At 60.4% G+C, this 20,312-nt stretch carries 21 protein-coding genes and 1 other RNA gene; 10 read left to right on the forward strand and 12 right to left on the reverse strand.

The window, feature by feature from the left end; genetic code table 11:
• Positions 1-13: 13 nt before the first annotated feature.
• The 4 genes from ACGLWX_RS15825 to ACGLWX_RS15840 form a co-directional block, all read right to left on the reverse strand.
• The gene (locus ACGLWX_RS15825; RefSeq protein ID WP_252108346.1) at positions 14-1,501 is read right to left on the reverse strand and encodes a tripartite tricarboxylate transporter permease; all 1,488 of its coding nucleotides are present in this window, start codon (positions 1,499-1,501) and stop codon (positions 14-16) included.
• Between the two features lie 37 nt (positions 1,502-1,538).
• A complete protein-coding gene (locus ACGLWX_RS15830; RefSeq protein WP_396241172.1) occupies positions 1,539-2,006 on the reverse strand; it encodes a tripartite tricarboxylate transporter TctB family protein in 468 nt (155 codons plus the stop codon).
• Between the two features lie 94 nt (positions 2,007-2,100).
• Positions 2,101-3,069, reverse strand: coding sequence for a tripartite tricarboxylate transporter substrate binding protein (locus ACGLWX_RS15835; protein ID WP_396241174.1), 969 nt, complete (start codon positions 3,067-3,069; stop codon positions 2,101-2,103).
• 83 nt (positions 3,070-3,152) lie between these two features.
• Entirely contained in the window at positions 3,153-4,445 is a 1,293-nt protein-coding gene (locus tag ACGLWX_RS15840; RefSeq protein WP_396241176.1) for a flagellar biosynthesis protein FlgA, read from the reverse strand.
• 383 nt (positions 4,446-4,828) lie between these two features.
• On the opposite strand from ACGLWX_RS15840, the gene ACGLWX_RS15845 reads away from it, so the two are divergent.
• Positions 4,829-5,503, forward strand: coding sequence for a GntR family transcriptional regulator (locus ACGLWX_RS15845; protein WP_396241178.1), 675 nt, complete (start codon positions 4,829-4,831; stop codon positions 5,501-5,503).
• A 345-nt stretch (positions 5,504-5,848) separates the two neighbouring features.
• Here the strand turns inward: ACGLWX_RS15845 and ssrA are convergent.
• Positions 5,849-6,228: a transfer-messenger RNA gene (ssrA, locus tag ACGLWX_RS15850) on the reverse strand.
• Between the two features lie 40 nt (positions 6,229-6,268).
• A complete protein-coding gene (gene smpB / locus ACGLWX_RS15855) occupies positions 6,269-6,760 on the reverse strand; it encodes an SsrA-binding protein SmpB (RefSeq protein ID WP_252108352.1) in 492 nt (163 codons plus the stop codon).
• A 125-nt stretch (positions 6,761-6,885) separates the two neighbouring features.
• Here smpB and ACGLWX_RS15860 point away from each other — a divergent pair, with 125 nt between their 5' ends.
• A complete protein-coding gene (locus ACGLWX_RS15860) occupies positions 6,886-7,320 on the forward strand; it encodes a type II toxin-antitoxin system RatA family toxin (protein ID WP_396241180.1) in 435 nt (144 codons plus the stop codon).
• Positions 7,310-7,621 carry an RnfH family protein gene (locus ACGLWX_RS15865; RefSeq protein WP_396241182.1) on the forward strand — a complete coding sequence of 104 codons (312 nt, stop codon included), beginning with the start codon at positions 7,310-7,312 and terminating at the stop codon, positions 7,619-7,621. The genes ACGLWX_RS15860 and ACGLWX_RS15865 overlap by 11 nt, the downstream gene beginning before the upstream one ends.
• Positions 7,622-7,627: 6 nt before the next feature.
• On the opposite strand, the gene bamE is transcribed toward ACGLWX_RS15865, so the two are convergent.
• The gene (gene bamE, locus ACGLWX_RS15870; protein WP_396241184.1) at positions 7,628-8,128 is read right to left on the reverse strand and encodes an outer membrane protein assembly factor BamE; all 501 of its coding nucleotides are present in this window, start codon (positions 8,126-8,128) and stop codon (positions 7,628-7,630) included.
• A gap of 72 nt (positions 8,129-8,200) precedes the next feature.
• On the opposite strand from bamE, the gene fur reads away from it, so the two are divergent.
• Entirely contained in the window at positions 8,201-8,611 is a 411-nt protein-coding gene (gene fur, locus ACGLWX_RS15875; RefSeq protein WP_252108357.1) for a ferric iron uptake transcriptional regulator, read from the forward strand.
• Positions 8,612-8,720: 109 nt separating this feature from the next.
• On the opposite strand, the gene recN is transcribed toward fur, so the two are convergent.
• Positions 8,721-10,394: a DNA repair protein RecN gene (gene recN, locus ACGLWX_RS15880; RefSeq protein ID WP_396241186.1), complete on the reverse strand. Its 1,674-nt coding sequence runs from the start codon at positions 10,392-10,394 to the stop codon at positions 8,721-8,723.
• A 210-nt stretch (positions 10,395-10,604) separates the two neighbouring features.
• Between recN and grpE the strand changes: the two genes are divergently transcribed.
• The 4 genes from grpE (at position 10,605) to ACGLWX_RS15900 (ending at position 15,610) form a co-directional block, all read left to right on the forward strand.
• Positions 10,605-11,249 carry a nucleotide exchange factor GrpE gene (grpE, locus tag ACGLWX_RS15885; protein WP_252108361.1) on the forward strand — a complete coding sequence of 215 codons (645 nt, stop codon included), beginning with the start codon at positions 10,605-10,607 and terminating at the stop codon, positions 11,247-11,249.
• A gap of 131 nt (positions 11,250-11,380) precedes the next feature.
• Positions 11,381-13,315, forward strand: coding sequence for a molecular chaperone DnaK (gene dnaK / locus ACGLWX_RS15890; RefSeq protein WP_396241188.1), 1,935 nt, complete (start codon positions 11,381-11,383; stop codon positions 13,313-13,315).
• Between the two features lie 124 nt (positions 13,316-13,439).
• The gene (dnaJ, locus tag ACGLWX_RS15895; RefSeq protein WP_252108365.1) at positions 13,440-14,588 is read left to right on the forward strand and encodes a molecular chaperone DnaJ; all 1,149 of its coding nucleotides are present in this window, start codon (positions 13,440-13,442) and stop codon (positions 14,586-14,588) included.
• A gap of 122 nt (positions 14,589-14,710) precedes the next feature.
• Positions 14,711-15,610: a DMT family transporter gene (locus ACGLWX_RS15900; protein WP_396241190.1), complete on the forward strand. Its 900-nt coding sequence runs from the start codon at positions 14,711-14,713 to the stop codon at positions 15,608-15,610.
• Here ACGLWX_RS15900 and ACGLWX_RS15905 read toward each other — a convergent pair.
• From ACGLWX_RS15905 to ACGLWX_RS15915, 3 genes are read right to left on the reverse strand one after another with little or no spacing between them, the layout of a single operon-like run.
• Complete coding sequence (locus ACGLWX_RS15905) at positions 15,588-16,337, reverse strand: ABC transporter ATP-binding protein (RefSeq protein WP_396241192.1); 750 nt, start codon at positions 16,335-16,337, stop codon at positions 15,588-15,590. The two genes, ACGLWX_RS15900 and ACGLWX_RS15905, sit on opposite strands and share 23 nt — an antisense overlap.
• Positions 16,338-16,344: 7 nt before the next feature.
• Positions 16,345-17,415: a FecCD family ABC transporter permease gene (locus ACGLWX_RS15910; RefSeq protein ID WP_396241194.1), complete on the reverse strand. Its 1,071-nt coding sequence runs from the start codon at positions 17,413-17,415 to the stop codon at positions 16,345-16,347.
• Positions 17,405-18,478, reverse strand: a complete 1,074-nt coding sequence (locus ACGLWX_RS15915; RefSeq protein WP_396241273.1) for an ABC transporter substrate-binding protein — start codon at positions 18,476-18,478, stop codon at positions 17,405-17,407. Before ACGLWX_RS15915 ends, ACGLWX_RS15910 begins: the two co-directional genes overlap by 11 nt.
• Before the next feature lie 339 nt (positions 18,479-18,817).
• Between ACGLWX_RS15915 and ACGLWX_RS15920 the strand changes: the two genes are divergently transcribed.
• Positions 18,818-19,102, forward strand: a complete 285-nt coding sequence (locus tag ACGLWX_RS15920) for a DUF2218 domain-containing protein (protein ID WP_396241196.1) — start codon at positions 18,818-18,820, stop codon at positions 19,100-19,102.
• 79 nt (positions 19,103-19,181) lie between these two features.
• Positions 19,182-19,994: a 4-hydroxy-tetrahydrodipicolinate reductase gene (gene dapB / locus ACGLWX_RS15925; RefSeq protein WP_396241198.1), complete on the forward strand. Its 813-nt coding sequence runs from the start codon at positions 19,182-19,184 to the stop codon at positions 19,992-19,994.
• A gap of 127 nt (positions 19,995-20,121) precedes the next feature.
• Here the strand turns inward: dapB and ACGLWX_RS15930 are convergent, their stop codons facing one another.
• Positions 20,122-20,289 carry a hypothetical protein gene (locus ACGLWX_RS15930; RefSeq protein WP_252108375.1) on the reverse strand — a complete coding sequence of 56 codons (168 nt, stop codon included), beginning with the start codon at positions 20,287-20,289 and terminating at the stop codon, positions 20,122-20,124.
• Between the last annotated feature and the right edge of the window lie 23 nt (positions 20,290-20,312).

Below are 20,312 nucleotides of genomic sequence, written 5' to 3' on the forward strand. Positions count from 1 at the left end.
CCAGAATCCGGGCTTAAGAAGCCGTTTGGCGACGGGCACGCTTGATGAGCGGCATGACGAGCGTGGCCGTCAACAAGACAAGCGCTACGGCAAGAAGCGTGGCGCTGATCGGACGATCCAGGAAGATATCGAAGCTTCCCTGAGACATCGACAGTGAACGGCGCAGCTCGCTTTCTGCGATGGGGCCGAGCACGAGTCCCAAAATGATCGATACCATGGGAAAGTTGATTTTTTCCAGCAGATAACCCATGACCCCGAAACCCAGCATCAGCCAGACATCAAACATGGAGTTACGCACTGAATAGGTGCCCACGATGCAACACATGATGATAATCGGGCCGAGCGCCGAGTAGGGTACGTTCAGAAGCTTTGTGAACAGCACGATGAACGGCTTGGAAAAAAGCAGGATCATGAAGTTGACGATGAAAAGCCCAGCGAATACTGCATAGATCAGATCGCTGCTGGTGAGCATAAACATCGGCCCTGGCTGCAGGCCGTGCATGATAAAAGCGCCCAGAATGACCGCGGTGGTACCGCTACCAGGAATACCGAGTGCGAAAAGAGGCACCAGCGCCCCCATAGCGGCGGCATTATTGGCAGATTCCGGCGCCGCGATGCCTTCCGGGGCACCCTTGCCGAATTTCTCGGGATGTTTGGACCAGCGCACCGTTTCGCTATAGCTGACCATGGCGGCGGTGCTCGCGCCGATACCCGGCAGAATGCCGATGATCACTCCGATGATCGAGGAGCGCGACAGGGTGGTACCGATCTGGCGCAACACCGGTAGATCGAAAATCTTGACCTTTACTTTCGTGAGCGGCTGATGGCTTTCGTGGTCCAGCGTGCGCTTCATGACCTCAGAAACGGCAAACAGCCCCACGATAACCGGAATCAAGCCGACCCCTTCCGCGAGGTTGAGGTTGCCGAAGGTGTAGCGGCTGGTGCCCGTCAGGGGGTCGATACCGATGGTCGCAATGAAAAGCCCCAGCGCGGCGCCGATCAGACCAAAAATGAGGCGCCCGCCCAGCGAGGCCACCACGGTCAGCCCGAGCACGGCCAGTGCAAAGTACTCCGGCGACGAAAACTTGAGCGCCATGTTGGCCAAAATCGGGGTGAAAATGATCAGCGCGATGGTGCCAACGATACCGCCGATAGCCGAGCTCAAAACGCCGATTCCCAGCGCCTTGCCCGCCTCGCCGCGCTGCGTCATGGGGTAGCCATCGAAAGCGGTCATGACGGCTTCCGGAGTGCCCGGCGCGCGATAGAGAATGGCGGTGATCAGCCCCGAAAACACCGTGGCACCATAGATCGCGGTAAGCACCATGAACGCGGTGGTCGGCTCCATGCCGTAGGTAACCGGCAGCAAAATAACGACCAGAATCACGCCGCTGATACCGGGAAGCGCGCCGCCGATAAAGCCGATAAAGACGGCAGAGGTTAAAAGCAGCAGGTTCAGTGGCTGCATCACCACGGCTAACCCGCCCAAGAAATGTTCAAACATGATCGACTTCCTGAATTGAGGGTGTAGTGAGTCAGCCTTATGGCATGGGAATGCCGAGCAGAGAGACGAAAACGCCCTGCATCAGCACGGCGGCGACGACCAGCGTGATGGCAATGGCCATCCACGAGCGGGCCCCGAGTAGCACCGTACCGGCTAGCGTGAATACCAGACTCGCCAAGAGAAAGCCGACGGCTTGCATCAACAGTGTGTAACCGATGGCGGCGGCGATGAACCACCAGTGACGCGTACGTCCTATCGAAAAAGCCCCTTTAGCACTGGGCGCTTTCTCTTCGGTATTCTCGTCGCCGTGGCGACGGTCACGCCAGGTCAGCGCTAGTAGCACGATACCCAGCACGAACAGTATGGCGAGCAGCGTCAAGGGCCAGACCCGGGGACCGATGAAGGTAGAGACCTGGGCAGAGCCTGGGAACTGCAGCGTGGGATACAGCCCCGCGATTGCGAGTAACACGATCCCCAGTGCGAAAAGAGTGATCCTGGCGTGCATGACAAATCCTGAGGGGATATGGGAAGACCGGCCCAGGGTGGGGCCGGTCTTTAGGACGATTAAAGAGCGAAGTGTGACGCGTAACCGCGTCGCCTCATTCGTTTTCCAACAGGCGCGAGTAAAGCGTGAAGTTGTTTTCCAGGCGCTGACGATAGTCGTCACCGTTCATCCAGCCCTCACGGTAATCAAGATTGACGCGCTCGGCGTACGACTGGTACTCCTCGGAGTCGTAGACTTCCTTGAAGGCCTCTTCCAGGCGCTGAACGATCGGCGCGGGAGTGTCGGCATTGACGAACACGGCACGGTCGTTGCCATCGGTCAAATCCCACTCATATTCCACCGTGGTGGGGGTATCCGGATAATCCTCCAGGCGCTCATCACTAAAAATCAAAATCGGTGCCATCTGACCGGCGTCGATATAGCTCAGAAGCGGACTTAGCGAAGTGGTCGTCGCGTCGATATTACCGCCGAGTACGTTCGCCGTGGCGTTACCCGTGCTGTCGTAGGGAATGAAGTTCATATCCAGACCCGAGGCATCCACCAGCGATAAAAACGCCATGTGATCCGGGCTTGCCGTATGTGTGCCGCCGATCGTCACTTCGCCCGGGTTCTCTTCGGCGTACTGCTTGAACGCCTCGAAGTCCTCAAAACGTTCCGGGTTAACGAATAGCGCCATGACGTCAGACTGCATGCGGGCCACGGGCGTCAGCTGATCCAGCCCGACCGGATTTTGCCCGGCGGCAAGCGAGGTGATCAGCGTCGTCGAGGCGAAGTCCAGCGTATGGCCATCGGCCTCACCGTTTGCCGTGCGCTGGTGGGCCAGCGCCCCTGATGCTGCGGGCAGATTGATCACCGTGATACGCGCACCGCCGACTGCCTCCTCGAACATCGGGCGAACGACGCGGGCGAAGTTATCGGTGCCGCCGCCGGCACCGGCGGCTACCAGAAACTGGATCGGCTTACTGGGATAAGCGTCTGCGTCTTCGCTGGCCTGAGCGGTGGTAGCACCACCCAGCAGCGCAAGTCCGAGAGCGGCGTACTTGATAGGGAAGTGAGTTGGCATCGTATTCTCCAAAGCGGTTGTTATTGCTTTTAGCGGCTATGCACGTGAAAAAAGGGCAACGATAGACGTCGCCCAAGCGGAAATCAGGACGCTTGTCCGGCAAAAAGCTCGTCTTGCTTGAGGCGAAGCTCTTTCAATTTGCTCTCCGGCAGCTCGACATCGGCAAGCGTGATCGGCTGACCGGCCTCGATATCACGGATGACTTTTGCACCGGGAAGCAGATAAAACGGTACGTTGGCACTACCGGCCAGCGCGTTTGCGGGATGAATCTCCGGGCGCAGACCTTCGATGTGGCGGTGATGACCCTTCATTTCGAGCAGCTGACCGGCGGCAATGGCCTGAGTGGCACGCGCCGTTAGGTCGAACCTGGGCGTCGTGGCTTGGCCACCGCCGGACGTAAGGCCGTTTAGCACGACATCGAGAAGCGAGATGGGCGCTTCAAGCCCCAGCAGGTGGCGCGGCAGGTACACCATGGCGCTGTCGCCGCTCTGGCTTAAAACGTGACCCTTATCGCGGAGCAGCTGCCAGACATGCGGGTCTTCACAGCGCACCACCACGAAAACGCCGCCGGCGAAGCTCAGCTCATCCGGGCGCCGCAGGCAGTTAAAGACCTCCAGACGCCGGTTGCCCTGAAGCATGCCGCCGTGGGCTTGGGTATCGAGCAGCGTCGGTACTTCGATGGTTCTCAGCACCATCGCATGAAATTCGGGCAAATCGGGCTGAAGGCCGGTGGCGTTAGCCACGTTGACCATTTCACACAAGTCAGGCACCGAGATTTGCGGGATGGCAGAAAGCGCGTCGCGCCGGCTCTCGATCGTGGAGCGAGCATCCGTGTTGTCTAGTGTCCAAAGCGCCGCCATATCCGCCGCGTCGTACTCAGTTCCGTTACAGGTGACTATGTTCTTTGACTCGTCCCAGATAAAGTCGTATTCACTGCTCTTGCCTGCCGAGATGATCTCGAACCCGAGGGTTTCGGCCCATGTCAGTAGCCCGATCAAAAGGCTGGGCTGGTCACCGTCGAGTGGCGTGAAAAGTACGCCATGCTGTTGAGCCAAGCGCGTAAGATACGGGCCAACGACTGACTCGGTCTCCTTGGTAGCGATACCGACATGCTTACCCGCTAGTATCGCGCTTTCAGCATACCGAGCACCGATGTCCGGAATACCAGTCGATTCGACGAGAATATCGAAGGGGAGCGTTTGCACGGTATCGAACGCTGCGGTGGCAATGAAAAAGCCCTGCGACCATGCGTTTTCCGCTTCGTCACGAGAATGGCATACCATTATGTCGCTGTCGTCGACGCCCGCATGCTTGAAGGCTTGCGCCGCGCGTTCGGGGTTGATATCGATCGCGATACGAGCGGATAGTCTCTTCATTTGACGTGCCTGGCGAAGGACGCCACGGCCAAAGTCACCTGCCCCGGCAATACAGGCTTCTACTGTTTTATCGCTTTCAAAATGGTTCAAATAGTTCATGGCTTAAGATTGTTTCCTGGCAGGGCAGTGAAGAGTTCTTATGCGGTCGAATGCGAATCGATTGTTCGACAACAAAGCAGGCGATGATTGGTTGAAGGGAATGTTGTGGTATACCATTTGAGAGGTCAACGAAGCGGGGCTACTACTTTAGTATCGATTGGTTTTTTTTGGCTATAAGCTCATGAATAAGAAGATAATTAAATGCTCTCTGATCACCGGTTAAATTTGAAAGGTATTTTTTGGTATGCCAATCTTGCTCATCCCTAATAAAAGTGAATAACGTCATGGAAGAGACCGCTCAAACCACTAATGCCGGGCTGGTAGAAAAGGTGGCTCACTACCTGCGAGAGCATATCGTGATGGACCATTTTCAGCCGGGCCAGCGTCTGCCTGAGCGCACGCTTGCCGTCGAGCTTAATGTCTCGCGTACGCCCTTGCGTGAAGCGCTGAAGATCCTGGCTGCCGAAGGCCTTGTGGTGATTTCGCCCAACCGCGGTGCCGTAGTGGCCGATGTCAGCGCGGCGGATATGAAAGAGAAGGCGTACGTTTTGAGCGTGCTTGAGCAGGCGGCGGCGGAACTCACCTGTGCGGTAGCCTCCGATGACGATATTGCCGAATTTCAAGCGCTGCATTACGAGATGAAAGCAGCCTTTTTAAGGCGAGACCGGCAAAACTATTTCCGCTTGAACCAGGATATCCACAATCGGATCGTGTCGCTTTCAGGTAACTCGACGCTGATCGATATGCACGCGAATTTGAGCCGACAGCTTTATCGTGTTCGCTATCTGTCGAATCAAAGAAACGAAAAGTGGGCAACGGCCATGGAGGAGCACGAAGCGATTTTGGCAGCGCTGGAGGCGCGCGACGGCAAGCGAGTAGGTTACGAGCTGCGTAATCACTTGGGTAAAACCTGGATCAAATACGCCAATGGTGAGGCAGTCAGCCCTATCGGTAAGTAACATCTGCGCGTTCCCCGAAGGAAAATTTACAGCTACTTTTTGTTCTTTCTCATAAATGGCCGCAGCTTCGCCATCATATCCGTCATGACCTGGTCCAGCGGCTTGTGATGCTGGTTCACCGCTGCGTGCAGCACAGTTTAAGTGCCTAAACTCGCGCGCTCTTCATTGCCTATGCTTTCGGGTAGCTACTCTTTTTGACGTATCGCATTGATGACGTGTTGGTTCATGGGGGTGGGGCTTCGAGCGGATTTCCTTGCGGGGGGAGCAATAGATGGGTGCCCGGAGCGGCAGCATGTTTCTCGGACATAAAAAAAGCACCCGAAGGTGCTTTTTTTATGGGGTGTCTGGTGGAGGCGGCGGGAATTGAACCCGCGTCCGCCAGCACTCGCCCATTGGCTCTACATGCTTAGATTTCGTCTTTTGCTTTAGCGCGACTGGCTCCGACGATCAGGATCCAGCTACGCGAGCCTTCTAAAGTTTAACGGTTGACGAGAAGACACCGCCAACCGCGGTCCTATCAGCTTTAGCTCATATCCCCTTGGCGATGAATAGGCACATCACCGCAGGGCCAGACAAGAAGCTAGCAGGGTTTAAGCTGCCAGCGCGCCTTGAGCGTAGTTTTCGTCGTTTGCGACTATTTTTCGTGATGTGGTATTTACGAGATACATCACGCTCTCGGCATGCACCGCAGGGTTTGTCACCGGCGTCGAAACCATGTCGCCCCCAGAACTGAACATTCTAACGTGCTCAACAGGAATTGACCAGCTACGCGCGGTTATGTTCCCGCATGATTCGTCCTTTTTGACGACTCCAGTCGCGATCCTTCTCGGTGGCACGCTTGTCGTGCAGCTGTTTACCGGTCACCAATGCCAGCTCGCACTTGACCATGTTGCGCTTCCAGTAGAGCTTTAGCGGCACGCAGGTGTGGCCCTTATCCTGAGTGACCGAGAAGATTTTGGCGATCTCCTTGCGGTGAAGCAGCAGTTTGCGCGTGCGGGTCGGGTCGGCGATCTCGTGGGTGCTGGCGGTGTTGAGCGGCATGATGTGACTACCGAGCAGGAACGCCTCGCCGTTACGCACCAGAATGTAGGTGTCGGTGAGCTGCGCCTTGCCCGCGCGCAGGCTTTTGACTTCCCAGCCGGCCAGCGACAGACCCGCTTCGAAGGTTTCGTCGATATGGTATTCGAACCGCGCCTTCTTGTTTTGAGCGATCACGCTGCTGCTGGGGCCCTTGGTCTTGCCTTTCTTAGTGGCCATGAAACCTCATCGTTAATCTGTCGGTAGCCCCCCTTCGTTATGGGGGGAGGCGTGATACCATTCAAGGTCTGAAATAATGTTTCCCATGATACGCTGTGGGCACTGTGAAGTCAGCGGAGAGGTCAATGCCAACCGTTAATCGTTCCGCCTTGGTGCGGCACACCCCCCAACAGATGTTCGATCTGGTCAACGACTTCGAACACTACCCGGACTTTTTGCCCGGGTGTCGCCGTGCCCGGCTGCTCGAGCGCGACGAATCGCACCTGATTGGCGAAATGACGCTGGGTCGTGCCGGCGTCGAGCAAACCATCACTACGCGTAACGACCTTTACGCACCGGAGCGTATCGAGCTTTCGCTCGTCGACGGACCGTTCAAGCGCCTGAAAGGGCGGTGGCTGTTCACTCCCATGGGCGAGGACACCTGCAAGGTTAGCCTGGAAATGGAGTTCGAGTTCGCCAATCGGCTGCTGAGCATGGCCTTTGGCAAGCTGTTTCAGCAAATTGCCGGGCAGCTGGTCGATGCGTTTACCAAACGAGCGGACGAGCTCTATGGCCGCTGAGCCGCTGTTTGCCGTCGAGGTAGCGTTTGCCACCCCCGCCAAACAGCATCTGGTCGTGGTCGAGGTCGCCCCCCAAACCACCGCCCGCGAAGCCGTCATTCAAGCCAACCTCCCGGCGCTGTTTCCTGAACAGCCAGACGAGATGTTTGCCCACGCCCCTTTGGGTATCTTCGGTAAGGCGCTACGCGAGCCGCAGCGCCACACGCTGAATCCGGGCGATCGCATAGAGGTGTACCGCCCGCTCGAAATCGACCCAAAGGCCGCCCGCCTGGCGCGTGCCGAGCGCCAAGCGAAGCGTTAGCCTCTTTTAGTCCGTCACGATGACCGGGGTTGGTTCCGGCGTGGCGGCAGGGGTGGCCGCCGGCGCGTTTTCCGGGGTTGGCGTCGGCGTTTGCTGATTCGGCGTTAAGAGCGGCATCAGCGGGTTTTCGGCCTCAGGCGCCGGGCCGGCACCGCGGTTGGCGCTGACCGACGGTGAGCGGGAAAGATCGCCCTGCTGCTCGATGTTCACGAGCCGACCTGAGTCATCGAAGGTCAGCGTGACGCGACGCTGTTCGACCCCGGCGTACGCCTTATCCAACCGGTAGACGTAGTCCCACTCGCGGGAGTCAAAGGGCGCCTCCAGAAGCGGGCGTCCCATGACGTAGGTGACCTGTTCCTGGGTCATACCCGGCTGTAGCTGGCTGACCATTTCCTGGGTCACCAGATTGCCCTGGGGGATGTCGCGCTTGTAAACGCCGACGTAGCTGCAGCCGCTGACGACGGTCAGGGCAACGGAAAGCGTGATGATACGAGTCAATTTTTGCATTTGGGCCTGTTCTTCACTATCGTGGTTTCGGTCGATGATACCCGACCTAACCTGTTACTGCGAAGAGCAACCATGGCCGATCAGAACCATGAACTACGCAAAGCCGGGCTAAAAGTGACCCTGCCGCGTGTCAAGATCCTGCAGATTCTCGAAAATGCTTCGGGCCAACACCACCTTAGCGCAGAAGAAGTGTATAAAACACTGATCGATGCGGGCGAGGATGTGGGGCTTGCGACCGTCTACCGTGTACTGACTCAGTTCGAGTCGGCCGGCCTTGTGATTCGTCACAATTTCGACGGTGGCCATGCGGTGTTCGAGATGACCCAGGAAGACCACCACGACCACATGGTGTGCCTGGAAAGCGGTGAGATCATCGAGTTCGTCGATGAGGTCATCGAGCGCCGTCAGCAGGAGATCGCCGAAGAGCACGGCTTCGAGCTGATCGACCACGCGCTAGTGCTCTACGTGCGTCCCAAGTCCTGATACGCACAGCGCTACCGGCACCGGCTATACAATAAAAACGGTGCACGCCAAAAAAACGCCCCAGCCGCGATCGCGGCTGGGGCGTTTTGGTTTTTATCGAACGCCGCTGTCAGTGCGGCGGGCGCTGGCTTGCATTGAGCATTTCGCGGGCGTGGGCCAGCGTCTGCTCCGAGAGTTTGACTCCGCCCAGCATGCGCGCCAGCTCGCTCACCCGGCCTTTTTCGTCGAGCAGCGCCATATGCGTCAGGGTGCTGTCGCGCTTGGCCTGCTTTTCGATATGCAGATGCTGGTGGGCCTGGGCAGCCACCTGGGGCAGGTGGGTGACGGTCATCACCTGGCCCTTTTCACCCAGCCGGCGCAAAAGCTGGCCGACGATCTCCGCTGTGGCGCCGGAGATGCCCACGTCCACTTCGTCGAACACCAGGCTCGGAATGGTGGAGTGGCTGGCCGCGGCCACCTGGATCGCCAGGCTGATGCGCGAAAGCTCACCGCCGGAGGCGACTTTCGTCAGCGGGCGGGCCGGCTGCCCCGGGTTGGCGCTGATCAAAAACTGTACCTGGTCCAGCCCGTCCTGAGTGGGCGTCTCGCGGCTCGAGACGGCCACTTCGAAGCGCGCCTTGCCCATGGCCAGAAACGCGAGCTGCTGCTGCACTTCCTTGCCCAGCTTGCCGGCGGCTTTTTGGCGCGCCTCGGAAAGCCCCCGGGCGTTTTGACGGTAGCGCTCGCGGTACTCGGCGACCTGGCTGCTCAGCGCCTCGATATCTTCATCGCTCGCCTCCAGCTGGGCCACTTCACGGGCCAACGACTGGTGCAGTGCGAAAAGTTCTTCCGGGGCGACGTGATGCTTGCGCGCGATGCGGTGGACATCCGCCAGGCGCTCGTCGACCCACGTCAGGCGCTCCGGGTCGAGCTCCGTGGCGCTGGCGAAGCGGGCGAGCTCGCCAGTGGCCTCTTCGACCTGAATACGCGCATCCGAGAGCATGGCCAGCGTGTTGGCCAGCACGCCCTTGTCGCTACCGGGCAGAGCGCTGAGCCGGGCGTGCGCCTGGTTGAGGAGTGAAAGCGCGCCGGCGTCGTCGCTTTCGCAGCACTCCACGGCGAACTGGGTTTCGCGTAGGGTTTCCTCGGCGTGGGCAAGCGTGGACTGCTCCTCTTCGAGCACCTCGAGCTCGCCTTCGCCAAGCGCCAGTTGGTCGAGCTCCTCGACCTGATAGCGCAAGAGCTGGCGCCGTGCCTCGACTTCGCTACCTGCTTCGCTGCGCTTTTTAAGTCGTGCGCGGGCAGCGCGCCACTCCTTGAAGGTTTCGGCCAGCGCCTGGCGCTTGCCCTTGAGCCCGGCGTAGTCGTCCAGAAGCGCCAGGTGGGTCTCTTCGCGCATCAGCGCTTGGTGAGCATGCTGGCCGTGAACCTGAATCAGAAGCTCACCGAGTGCCTTGAGATCGGCGATGGTCGCCGGCTGGCCGTTGATCCACGCCTTCGAGCGGCCGCTGGCGGTCACCACGCGGCGAAGCAGGCACTCCTGAGAGGAGAGCTCACGCGCCTCGAGCCACTCGGCTGCGGCGGGCAGGCGGGCGATATCGAAGCTGGCCGAGAGGTCGGTGCGTTCACGGCCGTGGCGCACGCTTCCCGCCTCAGCGCGCTCGCCCAGGCAAAGCCCCAGGGCGCCGAGCAGGATGGATTTACCCGCCCCGGTCTCCCCGGTGATGGCGGTCATGCCGTCGGTCAAATCGAGTTCCAGACGGTCAACGATGGCGTAATCCTGAATGACGAGCTGCGTCAGCATAGGGCCTCCCAGGCAGGGCTCTATAGAAACTGGATGCTTATACAATTATTGATGTTTTATACAGTAGTCGATAACTCACTTCAATGCCCCTTGAGATGCCAAACAAGGCCCCCATATAGCGTGCATACGCATTAATAAACCCGTTTATCTCAAACCGTTCATCTCAACCAGCGGGCGCTCAAGCGCCGCGACCGCATTCAGGAGTACGGCATGGCGAAAGAACCGCAAACCCCGATCGATGACGAGCTGGCCCGCCAGGAGCAGGAAGCCGAGGTAACCGAGCAGGCGGACGAAGAGCGCCTGGTCGAGGGTGATCTCGAAGGCGTGCTGGACGACGAGTCGCCGCTAGGTACCGAGGCGTTCGATGAAGGCGTGAGCAACCCGGAAGCCGAAGTGCTGGCGGCCCGCGTCGAGGAGCTCGAACAGAGTCTTTCCGAGGCGAAGGATCAGTCGCTCAGAGCGTCTGCCGAGGCCCAGAACGTGCGCCGCCGCGCCGAAGCGGAAGCGGAAAAAGCGCGCAAGTTCGCCCTCGAAAAGTTCGTCAAGGAGCTGCTGCCGGTGGTGGATAGCCTGGAAAAAGCGCTCGAAAGCATGCAAGAGGATGCCTCTGATGCGCACCGTGAAGGCGTATCCATGACCCTCAAGATGCAGCTCGACGTGCTCAACAAGTTCGGCGTCGAGAGCGTCGAGCCCAACGGCGAGCCCTTCGACCCGCAGGTTCATGAAGCCCTGACCATGGTGCCCAACCCGGAACTCGAGCCCAACACGGTAATGGAAGTCGTGCAGAAGGGGTATCTGCTCAACGGCCGCTTGGTGCGCCCGGCGATGGTCGTGGTCAGCCAGAAAGCGGGCTAGTCGAGTTGGGGGATAATGCAAATTCCCCCCTTGAAAAGTTCATGGCGGCCCCCAGATAAAGGCCAACCCGCGGTAATCACCGCAGACCGATTGCAACAGTTTTTGTCACCACCGAATTCGAGGTTTTTGCTATGGGACGTATTATTGGTATTGACCTGGGCACCACCAACTCTTGCGTGGCGGTTCTCGACGGCGACAGCGCCAAGGTCATCGAAAACGCCGAGGGTGGCCGCACAACGCCCTCCATTATCGCCTACACCGATGATGGTGAAACGCTGGTCGGCCAGTCCGCCAAGCGTCAGGCGGTCACCAACCCGGAAAACACCCTGTACGCCATCAAGCGTCTGATCGGCCGTCGTTTCAAGGACGACGTCGTTCAAAAAGACATCAAGATGGTGCCGTACAAGATCGCCGAAGCCGATAACGGCGACGCGTGGGTCGAAGTCAAAGGCAAGAAAATGGCACCGCCGCAGGTCAGCGCGGAAGTGCTCAAGAAGATGAAGAAGACCGCCGAAGACTACCTCGGCGAAACGGTTACTGAAGCGGTTATTACCGTACCGGCTTACTTCAACGACAGCCAGCGCCAGGCAACCAAGGACGCCGGCCGCATCGCCGGTCTCGACGTCAAGCGCATCATCAACGAGCCGACCGCTGCCGCACTCGCCTACGGCATGGACAAGTCGCGCGGCGACAAGACCATCGCTGTGTATGACCTGGGTGGCGGTACCTTCGATATCTCTATCATCGAAGTGGCCGACGTCGACGGCGAAACCCAGTTCGAAGTACTCGCCACTAACGGCGATACCTTCCTGGGCGGCGAAGATTTCGATCTGTCGCTGATCAACTATCTGGTCTCGCAGTTCAAGTCTGACAGCGGCATCGACCTCTCCGGCGACAACCTGGCCATGCAGCGTCTGAAAGAAGCCGCCGAGAAGGCCAAGATCGAGCTCTCAAGCGCCCAGCAAACCGATGTGAATCTGCCCTACATCACCGCAGACAACACCGGTCCGAAGCACTTGAACGTGAAAGTGACGCGCGCCAAGCTCGAGTCGCTGGTCGAAGAGCTGGTTCAGCGCTCGCTCGAGCCGTGCAAGATGGCGCTGAAAGACGCCGGTCTTTCCGCATCTGAAATCGACGACGTCATCCTCGTCGGCGGTCAGACCCGTATGCCGCTGGTTCAGCAGAAAGCCGCTGACTTCTTCGGCAAGGAAGCGCGCAAGGACGTCAACCCCGACGAAGCCGTGGCCGTAGGTGCTGCGATTCAGGGCGGCGTACTGGGTGGCGACGTGAAAGACGTGCTGCTGCTCGACGTAACGCCGCTGACGCTGGGTATCGAAACCCTCGGTGGCGTCATGACCCCGCTGATCGAGAAAAACACCACCATCCCGACGAAGAAGACTCAGACCTTCTCCACCGCGGATGACAATCAGACGGCCGTGACCATCCACGCCGTGCAGGGTGAGCGTAAGCAGGTCTCGCAGAACAAGTCGCTCGGTCGTTTCGATCTTGCCGACATTCCGCCGGCACCGCGCGGTGTACCGCAGATCGAAGTTGCCTTTGATCTGGACGCCAACGGTATCCTGAACGTTTCTGCGAAAGACAAGGCGACGGGTAAAGAGCAGTCCATCGTCATCAAGGCCTCCAGCGGCCTGTCGGACGAAGAAGTTGAGCAAATGGTGCGCGACGCCGAGGCTCACGCCGACGAAGACAAGAAGTTCGAAGCACTCGTGCAGCTGCGTAATCAGGCCGACGGCATGATTCACGCCACGCGCAAGACGCTGGAAGAAGCCGGTGACAAGGCGACCGATGAAGAGAAGCAAAACATCGAAACCGCCATCAGCGACCTGGAAGTGGCGGTCAAGACCGATGACCAGGACGACATTCAGAAGAAACTGGATGCGCTGACCGAAGCCTCTGGCCAGCTCGCCCAGAAGATGTATGCCGAGCAGGCGGATGCGTCTCAGGCAGCGGAAGGTCAGGAAGGCGAACAGGCCCAATCCAAGCCGGAAGACGACGTCGTCGACGCTGAGTACGAAGAAGTCAACGACGAGCAGAAGAAGCAGTAAACGCTCTTTCTGTAAGGATCGCAGCAACGCGGGAGCCAGCTCCCGCGTTGCTGTTTCCAGGACCAAAACGATGATCACGGTTCGTACCGTCAAGAGCATACCCTAACCAGGAGGCGTAGGACCCATGTCCAAGCGCGATTACTACGAAGTCCTGGGTGTCGAAAAAGGGGCCGATCAGAAAGAGATCAAAAAGGCCTACCGCCGCCTGGCGCAAAAATTCCACCCTGACCGTAACCCGGATGACGAAACCGCCGCGGAGAAATTCCGCGACGTATCCGATGCCTACGAAGTACTCAGCGACGAGCAGAAGCGCGCCGCTTATGACCAGTTCGGCCATGCCGGTGTCGACGGTCAGGGCGGAGGCGGCTTTGGCGGCGGCGGTGCCGGCGCGGGGGATTTCAGCGATATCTTCGGCGACGTGTTTGGCGACATCTTCGGCGGTGGCGGCGGGCGTCGTCGCGGGCCCAATGCGCCAGCGCGCGGCTCGGATCTGCGCTACAACCTGGAGCTCGATCTGGAAAACGCGGTCGCCGGCACCACCGTCGACATTCGCGTGCCGCGTCATGTCACCTGTGATCGCTGCGACGGTGACGGCGCCGAGCCCGGCACCAGCAAGGACACCTGCCCGACCTGTCAGGGCATGGGCCAGGTACGCATGCAGCAGGGCTTTTTCGCCGTGCAGCAGACCTGCCCGACCTGTCACGGTACCGGCATGCAGATCAAGGTGCCGTGCCACAAGTGCAACGCGGAAGGCCGCGTGCGCGAAACCCGCACGCTCTCGGTCAAGATTCCGCCCGGCGTGGACACCGGCGACCGCATTCGCCTGAACGGTGAAGGCGAGTCTGGTGTGAACGGCGGCCCGGCCGGCGATCTTTACGTGCAGGTGGCGATCAAGTCGCACCCGATCTTCCAGCGCGACGGCAAGCACCTGCAGTGCGACGTGCCGATCAACTTCGTCGACGCCTCGCTCGGCGGCGAGCTGGAAGTACCGACGCTCGACGGCCGCGTGAAGCTCAAGATTCCGCCGGAAACCCAAACCGGCCGGCTGTTCCGCCTGCGCGGCAAGGGCGTGAAGCCGGTTCGCGGCGGCGCCCCGGGCGATCTGCTTTGCAAGGTGGTGATCGAGACCCCGGTGAACCTAAACGAAGAGCAAAAGGACCTGCTGCGCCAGCTCCAAAAGAGCTTCGACGACAGCAACAGTCACAGCCACTCGCCGAAGAAAACCGGTTTCTTCGACAGCGTGAAGAAGTTCTTTGAAGAGATGAAGCCTTAGGGGTTCAGCCAGGCCCTTTGCGATGGCGCAACGGTTCCGGTAGCGTCGCGAGGCGTTCACCGTTAGCGTACGAAGTCCCCGGTGCCCACCGGGGACTTTTTTTGTTTTCGAGGAAGTCGGTCATGACTGGATTACAGGATCGCCCGGGGCTGGGCATTTTCTTACGCGTGCTTTCGGGTGTGATGTTCACCGGCATGTTCGTGTGTATCAAGGCGGTGAGCGATACGGTGCCGGTGGGCCAGTCCATCTTCTTTCGCTCGCTGTTCGCGCTGATTCCGATCGTGATCTTTTTGGCGATTCGCCGGGAGTTTCCTCAGGGGCTTGCGACTCGGAGGCCGCTTGGGCATCTGCTGCGTTCGGGGCTCGGGGCGGCGGCGATGTTCTTTTCGTTCTCGGCGGTGGCGTTTTTGCCGGTGGCGGAGGCCACGCTGTTGGTTCAGCTATCGCCGATTTTCATGGCGGTGGGGGGTGTGCTGCTGCTGGGCGAGAAGTTTTCGCTCTACCGCATGGGGGCGATCGCGCTGGCGCTGGCGGGAATGGCGGTGCTGGTCGTGCCTCAGTTGGGCGCGGGTAGCGGCGACGGGCGGCTTTTGGGCTACGCACTCGGCACCGCCGGGGCGCTTTTGACGGCCGGCGCCTTGCTCACCATTCGCCATATATCGCGCACCGAAACCGCCGGCGCCATCGCGTTTTACTTCATCGTGGTGTCGTCGCTTGCTGGGCTTGCCACGTGGCCGTTGGGGTGGGCCGAGCTGACCGATACCGAATTCGCTCTGCTGGTGCTCTCGGGGCTATTCGGCGGGGCGGGGCATATCGCCATGACGCTGGCGTTTCGCTATGCCGAGGTGTCGAAGCTCGCCCCCTTCGAGTACGTGGCGCTGGTCTGGCCGATCGCCGCGGACTGGGTGCTGTTCGGCATTCCCATCTCCGGCGGCTTCCTCCTGGCGCTGCCGCTGATGCTGGCCGGCGTAGCGCTGGCCTCGCTCGAAGGCCGGCGCTTCAAACGGCCTCTTCGACGATGAGCTGGGGGCGGCCCTTCGAGCAGGGCTCGATGCGCGCCGCCACCCGGTAGACCTGGCGCAGAAGCGCGGGGGTAATCACTTCCTCGGTGGGGCCGCAGGCGATCAGACGGCCATAGTCCAGCACCATGGCGGCGTCGGTGAAGCGCAGCGCGTGGCCCAGGTCGTGAAGCGCGACCAGAATCAGCATACCGCGCTCGTCGGCCAGCCGTCGCAGCACGGTGAGCAGGTTGATCTGGCGGTTCAAGTCCAGCGCAGAGGTGGGCTCGTCGAGCATCAGAATTTCCGGCTCCTGCACCAGTGCTTGGGCGGCACTCACCAGCTGGCGCTGGCCGCCGCTCAAATCCCCGATATCGCGCCCGCCGAGCGAGGCGATGCCAAGCTCCGCAAGCGCCCGGTCCACCTGCTCGAGATCTTCTAGCTGTACCTTCAGGCTTCGCCCCTGCATGCGCGCCAGCAACACCGATTCATACACGCTCAGAACTGCCTTCGCGCCGGTGTCCTGGGGCATGTAGGCTACCGGGCGCTCGGCGGTCGTCTCGTCGATACTGACCGTGCCGTTGCCGTCCACCAGCCCCAGAATGCGGCGAAAAAGCGTCGATTTGCCCGCCGCGTTGGGGCCCAGCAGCGCGACGACCTGGCCGCCCTGAAAGCGGGGCGTGGTGATGTCTTCGACGATGGTGCGCCGCCCGTAGCGAGCAGATATGCCGTCAAGCTTGAGAGTTACCATGAGCGAATCACCATGACGCCTTCTTGTGATTGAGCACCAGAAACAGGAAAAACGGGATGCCGACCAGGGATGTAATGATGCCGATCGGTATGATCGTGCCGGGAATCACCAGTTTTGAGATTACCGAGCCCACCGAGAGGATCAGCGCGCCGCACAGCGCCGAGCCCGGCAGGAAAAAGCGCTGATCCTCGCCCACCAACATGCGCGCGATGTGAGGCCCGACCAGCCCGATAAAGCCGATGGTGCCGACGAACGCCACCGCCACCGCAGAAAGCAGTGACACCAGCACCAGCACTTCCAAACGCAGCGAGCGCGGCTTGACGCCCATGCTTTCGGCCTTGGCGTCGCCCAGGCGCATGGCGGTCAGCGCCCAGCCGTGGCGCGCCAGAAGCGGCAGGATGGCGGCCAGTATCCCAAGCGCAATCCAGAACTTGGGCCAGGTCGCCTTGGTCAGGCTGCCCATGGTCCAGAACACCACCGCGGCCACGGCTTCCTGGCTTGCAAAGAACTGAATCAGCGCCATGAGTGAGTTGAAGATGAATACCATGGCGATGCCCAGCAGCACGATAGTTTCCACGGTGACGCCGCGCTTGAGGCTCAGCGCGTGGATCAAAAACGCCGTGAACATCGCCATGACGAAGGCATTGATCGGCACCACGAACTCGATGGCGGCGGGCACGATGGCCACGCCAAAGGCCAGGCCTAGTGCGGCGCCGAAGCTCGCGCCGGCGGAAATGCCCAGGGTAAAGGGGCTTGCCAGCGGGTTGCTCAGAATGGTCTGCATCTGCGCACCGGCCACTGACAGGCTCGCGCCGACCACCAGCGCCATAAGCGCTACCGGCATGCGAATCTCCCAGAGAATCACCCGCGCCTGATCGCTGACGTTTGATGGTGTCAGCAGCGCGGCGATGACCTCCGTGAGACTATAGCGCGCCGGCCCGAGCGCCAGATCGACGCACAGGCTGAAAAACAGCGCGACCACCAGCGCTGCAAGAATCAGCTGGCGGCGCACGACCTGGCTTTTGTAGTGGCTGCGCCCTTGAGTCGTCGGCGAGGCCACGGCGCTGTCACTCATCATTCAGGGAAATCCAGTAGCCGGGTTCATAGTCGATCGGTAGAAAGCGCTCGTGGAGCTCTTCCATGGTTGCTTCCGGGTCAAGATCCTCGAACAGCGCCGGATGCAGCCACTTGGCCAGCTGTTGGATCGCGACGAAGTAGTAGGGGCTGTTGTAGAACTGGTGCCAGATGGCGTGCACGTTGCCATCGGCCACTGCCTGCACGCCGGTCATCGCGGTGCGCTCGGTCAGCGCTTCAAGCTTGTCGCGCGCCGCGTCCATGTCAGCACCAGGGCCCATACCGACCCAGGCGCCGCCGGGCACGTAGGCGTCCCAGTTGCCGCCGGTCACCACGACGTGTTCCGGGCTTGCGGCGATGATCTGCTCCGGGTTGAGCGTGCCGAAGCTGCCAGGGATGATGCCGTCGGCGATGTTGCTGCCGCCGGCGAGTTCGACGTACTCGCCGAAGTTACCGGGCCCAAAACTCATGCAGCACTCGTCGGAGTAACCGCCGGCGCGGTCGATGAACACGCTCGGCCGCGCCGGGTCGGCCTCATCGATGACGTCCGTTACTCGGGCGAGCTGCTCCTCGGCGAAGTCGATGAACGCTTCGGCGGCGTCGTCGTCGCCCATGATCTGACCGATCAGGCGCATCGAGGGGATGGTGTGGGCCACCGGATCTTCGCGAAAGTCGACGTAGACGATTGGGATGTCGAGCTCGGCGAGCTTGTCGTCGTAGCCGGCGTCTTCGGTGGCGGCCTTCGCCTCGAGATTCATGAAGATCACGTCCGGCGAGAGTGAGGCGGCCTGCTCGACGTCAAAGGTGCCGTCCTTGAAGCCGCCGAAGGTGGGGATGTCGGCCATCTCGGGAAAGCGCTCGGCGTAGCGGGCGTAGTTGTCCGGATCCGCTTGGGAGAAGTCCTCTCGCCAGCCCACTACGTGGGTGAACGGCGCCTCGGGCTCGAGCAGGCCAAGGAGGTAGATTTGACGCCCTTCGCCCAGAATGACGCGCTCGGCGGGGCCATCCAGGGTCACGTTGCGCCCGGCGATGTCCACGACGTCGATGGGGTCGGCCAGCGCCGGCATTGCCCCAAGCGCTGTGGCTAGCGTCAGCGACGTTAATAGGCCGGGCTTTAAAACCGTGGGCTTTGAAAAAGTGACGTTCATGGACGGTTTCCGCAGACAGAGTAAGGATGAAAGAGTGACCCAAACAGTCGTTCGACGTTCCGAATGACCCGGTAAACTGGGTATGATTCGCATTTACATGACGGCATTATCGAGAAATCCGCCGAGGCTGTACAGAGTCTGGCGCTAAACTGTTCTAAATGGCGCAACGATTCGTTGCACGGCCGTCGGCCGGCCCCGCGTGTATCGACGGCGGTGAAAGTAAGATAATGTGAATGTTTCTTGTTCAAGGAGAGCTACATGCCGATTTCCCGCGCCGAAATTGCCACCGAGTCCGGTGGACGCCTGATCAACCGCCTCTGCAAACACTGGTCGCACAAGCTCGAGGTCGAATACACCGAAAGCGATGCCAAAATCGTTTTTCCGGAGAAGGGCACCTGCCTGATGCACGCCGACGCCGACAAGCTCTCGGTGTCCATCGAGACCCTCGACGAGGTCTCGCTCGACCAGCTCGAAGGTGTAGTCGAGAACCACCTCGTGCGTATGGCGAAAGACGAGACGCTGGAAGTCGTCTGGGAGAACTGAGCCCGGCGTCGGGCGTTTTTGCTATACTCGCGCCATTTCACTCAACCCCGGGCCGCACGCGCGCCCTCAAGGAGATCACATGACGCGAGTCGCCATCGTAGGCGTGGCCGGGCGCATGGGCCGCACGCTGGTCAACGCCGTAAATGAAGATGCGGGCGCAACGCTTGCCGGCGGTATCCTCGAGCCGGGAAGCTCGCTGGTCGGCGCCGATATCGGCGAGCTGGCCGGTACCGGCAAGTGCGGCGTGGCCGCCGTCGACTCACTCGATGCGATCAAGGACGATTTCGACGTGCTGATCGACTTCACCGCCCCTCAAGTGACGCTTTCGAATCTTGCGTTCTGCGCCGAGCACGGCAAGGCGATCGTGATCGGCACCACCGGCATGAACGATGACGAGCTCAACGCGCTCGATGGCTATCGCGACCGCGTGGCGATGGTCTTCGCTCCCAACATGAGCGTGGGCGTGAACCTGACGCTGAAGCTTTTGGAAACCGCCGCCCGGGCGCTGGGTGACGAGGGCTACGACATCGAGGTGATCGAGGCGCACCACCGCCACAAGGTCGATGCGCCTTCCGGCACTGCCATCAGGATGGGCGAGGTAATCGCGAAAAGCCTCGACCGCACGCTCAAGGAACACGGCGTGTTCGAGCGCGTCGGCCAGTGCGGGCCGCGCACCGACACCGAGATCGGCTTTGCCACCGTGCGCGCCGGCGACATCGTTGGCGAGCACACGGTGATGTTCGCCACCGAAGGCGAGCGCATCGAGATCACCCACAAGGCCTCGAGCCGCATGACCTTCGCCAAGGGCGCGGTGCGCGCCGCGCGCTGGGTGGCGGGCCAACATGCCGGGCGCTTCGATATGCAGGACGTGCTGGGGCTGGCGGACGTTTGAGCCAACGCGGCGGCCAAAGGGGCTAGCCCGAGCGGCGAAAATGCTGTAACATTCCAAAAATTTTGGCCGGGCGATAGACATGTGAGTAGGAACTAAACGGCGAAGCGCTGCGCTTGTTGCACTGGCCTCACTCGAAAGCCGTTCGTATCACATGGCCCTGCCACGCAAGAACAACAAGCGGGATGAAACCGATTTTTAATTTATCGGCTTCGTCCCGCTTTTTTACGACCCGACGTTTGCCCGCAAACGCCGACACCGGATCGCCGAGCCTGCGCCCACAGGCTCCCACCAGCATGGGAGAACGAGCCTTGAATAACC

The sequence above is a fragment of the Halomonas sp. HMF6819 genome (assembly GCF_044335525.1).
GTDB lineage: Bacteria > Pseudomonadota > Gammaproteobacteria > Pseudomonadales > Halomonadaceae > Vreelandella.

What these genes read in the sequence shown, in the direction of transcription:
- ACGLWX_RS15825 (WP_252108346.1), bottom strand. Translation starts at nt 1,501, where the DNA reads ATGTTTGAACATTTCTTGGGCGGGTTAGCCGTGGTGATGCAGCCACTG.
- ACGLWX_RS15830 (WP_396241172.1), bottom strand. Translation starts at nt 2,006, where the DNA reads ATGCACGCCAGGATCACTCTTTTCGCACTGGGGATCGTGTTACTCGCA.
- ACGLWX_RS15835 (WP_396241174.1), bottom strand. Translation starts at nt 3,069, where the DNA reads ATGCCAACTCACTTCCCTATCAAGTACGCCGCTCTCGGACTTGCGCTG.
- ACGLWX_RS15840 (WP_396241176.1), bottom strand. Translation starts at nt 4,445, where the DNA reads ATGAAGAGACTATCCGCTCGTATCGCGATCGATATCAACCCCGAACGC.
- ACGLWX_RS15845 (WP_396241178.1), top strand. Translation starts at nt 4,829, where the DNA reads ATGGAAGAGACCGCTCAAACCACTAATGCCGGGCTGGTAGAAAAGGTG.
- smpB (WP_252108352.1), bottom strand. Translation starts at nt 6,760, where the DNA reads ATGGCCACTAAGAAAGGCAAGACCAAGGGCCCCAGCAGCAGCGTGATC.
- ACGLWX_RS15860 (WP_396241180.1), top strand. Translation starts at nt 6,886, where the DNA reads ATGCCAACCGTTAATCGTTCCGCCTTGGTGCGGCACACCCCCCAACAG.
- ACGLWX_RS15865 (WP_396241182.1), top strand. Translation starts at nt 7,310, where the DNA reads ATGGCCGCTGAGCCGCTGTTTGCCGTCGAGGTAGCGTTTGCCACCCCC.
- bamE (WP_396241184.1), bottom strand. Translation starts at nt 8,128, where the DNA reads ATGCAAAAATTGACTCGTATCATCACGCTTTCCGTTGCCCTGACCGTC.
- fur (WP_252108357.1), top strand. Translation starts at nt 8,201, where the DNA reads ATGGCCGATCAGAACCATGAACTACGCAAAGCCGGGCTAAAAGTGACC.
- recN (WP_396241186.1), bottom strand. Translation starts at nt 10,394, where the DNA reads ATGCTGACGCAGCTCGTCATTCAGGATTACGCCATCGTTGACCGTCTG.
- grpE (WP_252108361.1), top strand. Translation starts at nt 10,605, where the DNA reads ATGGCGAAAGAACCGCAAACCCCGATCGATGACGAGCTGGCCCGCCAG.
- dnaK (WP_396241188.1), top strand. Translation starts at nt 11,381, where the DNA reads ATGGGACGTATTATTGGTATTGACCTGGGCACCACCAACTCTTGCGTG.
- dnaJ (WP_252108365.1), top strand. Translation starts at nt 13,440, where the DNA reads ATGTCCAAGCGCGATTACTACGAAGTCCTGGGTGTCGAAAAAGGGGCC.
- ACGLWX_RS15900 (WP_396241190.1), top strand. Translation starts at nt 14,711, where the DNA reads ATGACTGGATTACAGGATCGCCCGGGGCTGGGCATTTTCTTACGCGTG.
- ACGLWX_RS15905 (WP_396241192.1), bottom strand. Translation starts at nt 16,337, where the DNA reads ATGGTAACTCTCAAGCTTGACGGCATATCTGCTCGCTACGGGCGGCGC.
- ACGLWX_RS15910 (WP_396241194.1), bottom strand. Translation starts at nt 17,415, where the DNA reads ATGATGAGTGACAGCGCCGTGGCCTCGCCGACGACTCAAGGGCGCAGC.
- ACGLWX_RS15915 (WP_396241273.1), bottom strand. Translation starts at nt 18,478, where the DNA reads ATGCCGGCGCTGGCCGACCCCATCGACGTCGTGGACATCGCCGGGCGC.
- ACGLWX_RS15920 (WP_396241196.1), top strand. Translation starts at nt 18,818, where the DNA reads ATGCCGATTTCCCGCGCCGAAATTGCCACCGAGTCCGGTGGACGCCTG.
- dapB (WP_396241198.1), top strand. Translation starts at nt 19,182, where the DNA reads ATGACGCGAGTCGCCATCGTAGGCGTGGCCGGGCGCATGGGCCGCACG.
- ACGLWX_RS15930 (WP_252108375.1), bottom strand. Translation starts at nt 20,289, where the DNA reads ATGCTGGTGGGAGCCTGTGGGCGCAGGCTCGGCGATCCGGTGTCGGCG.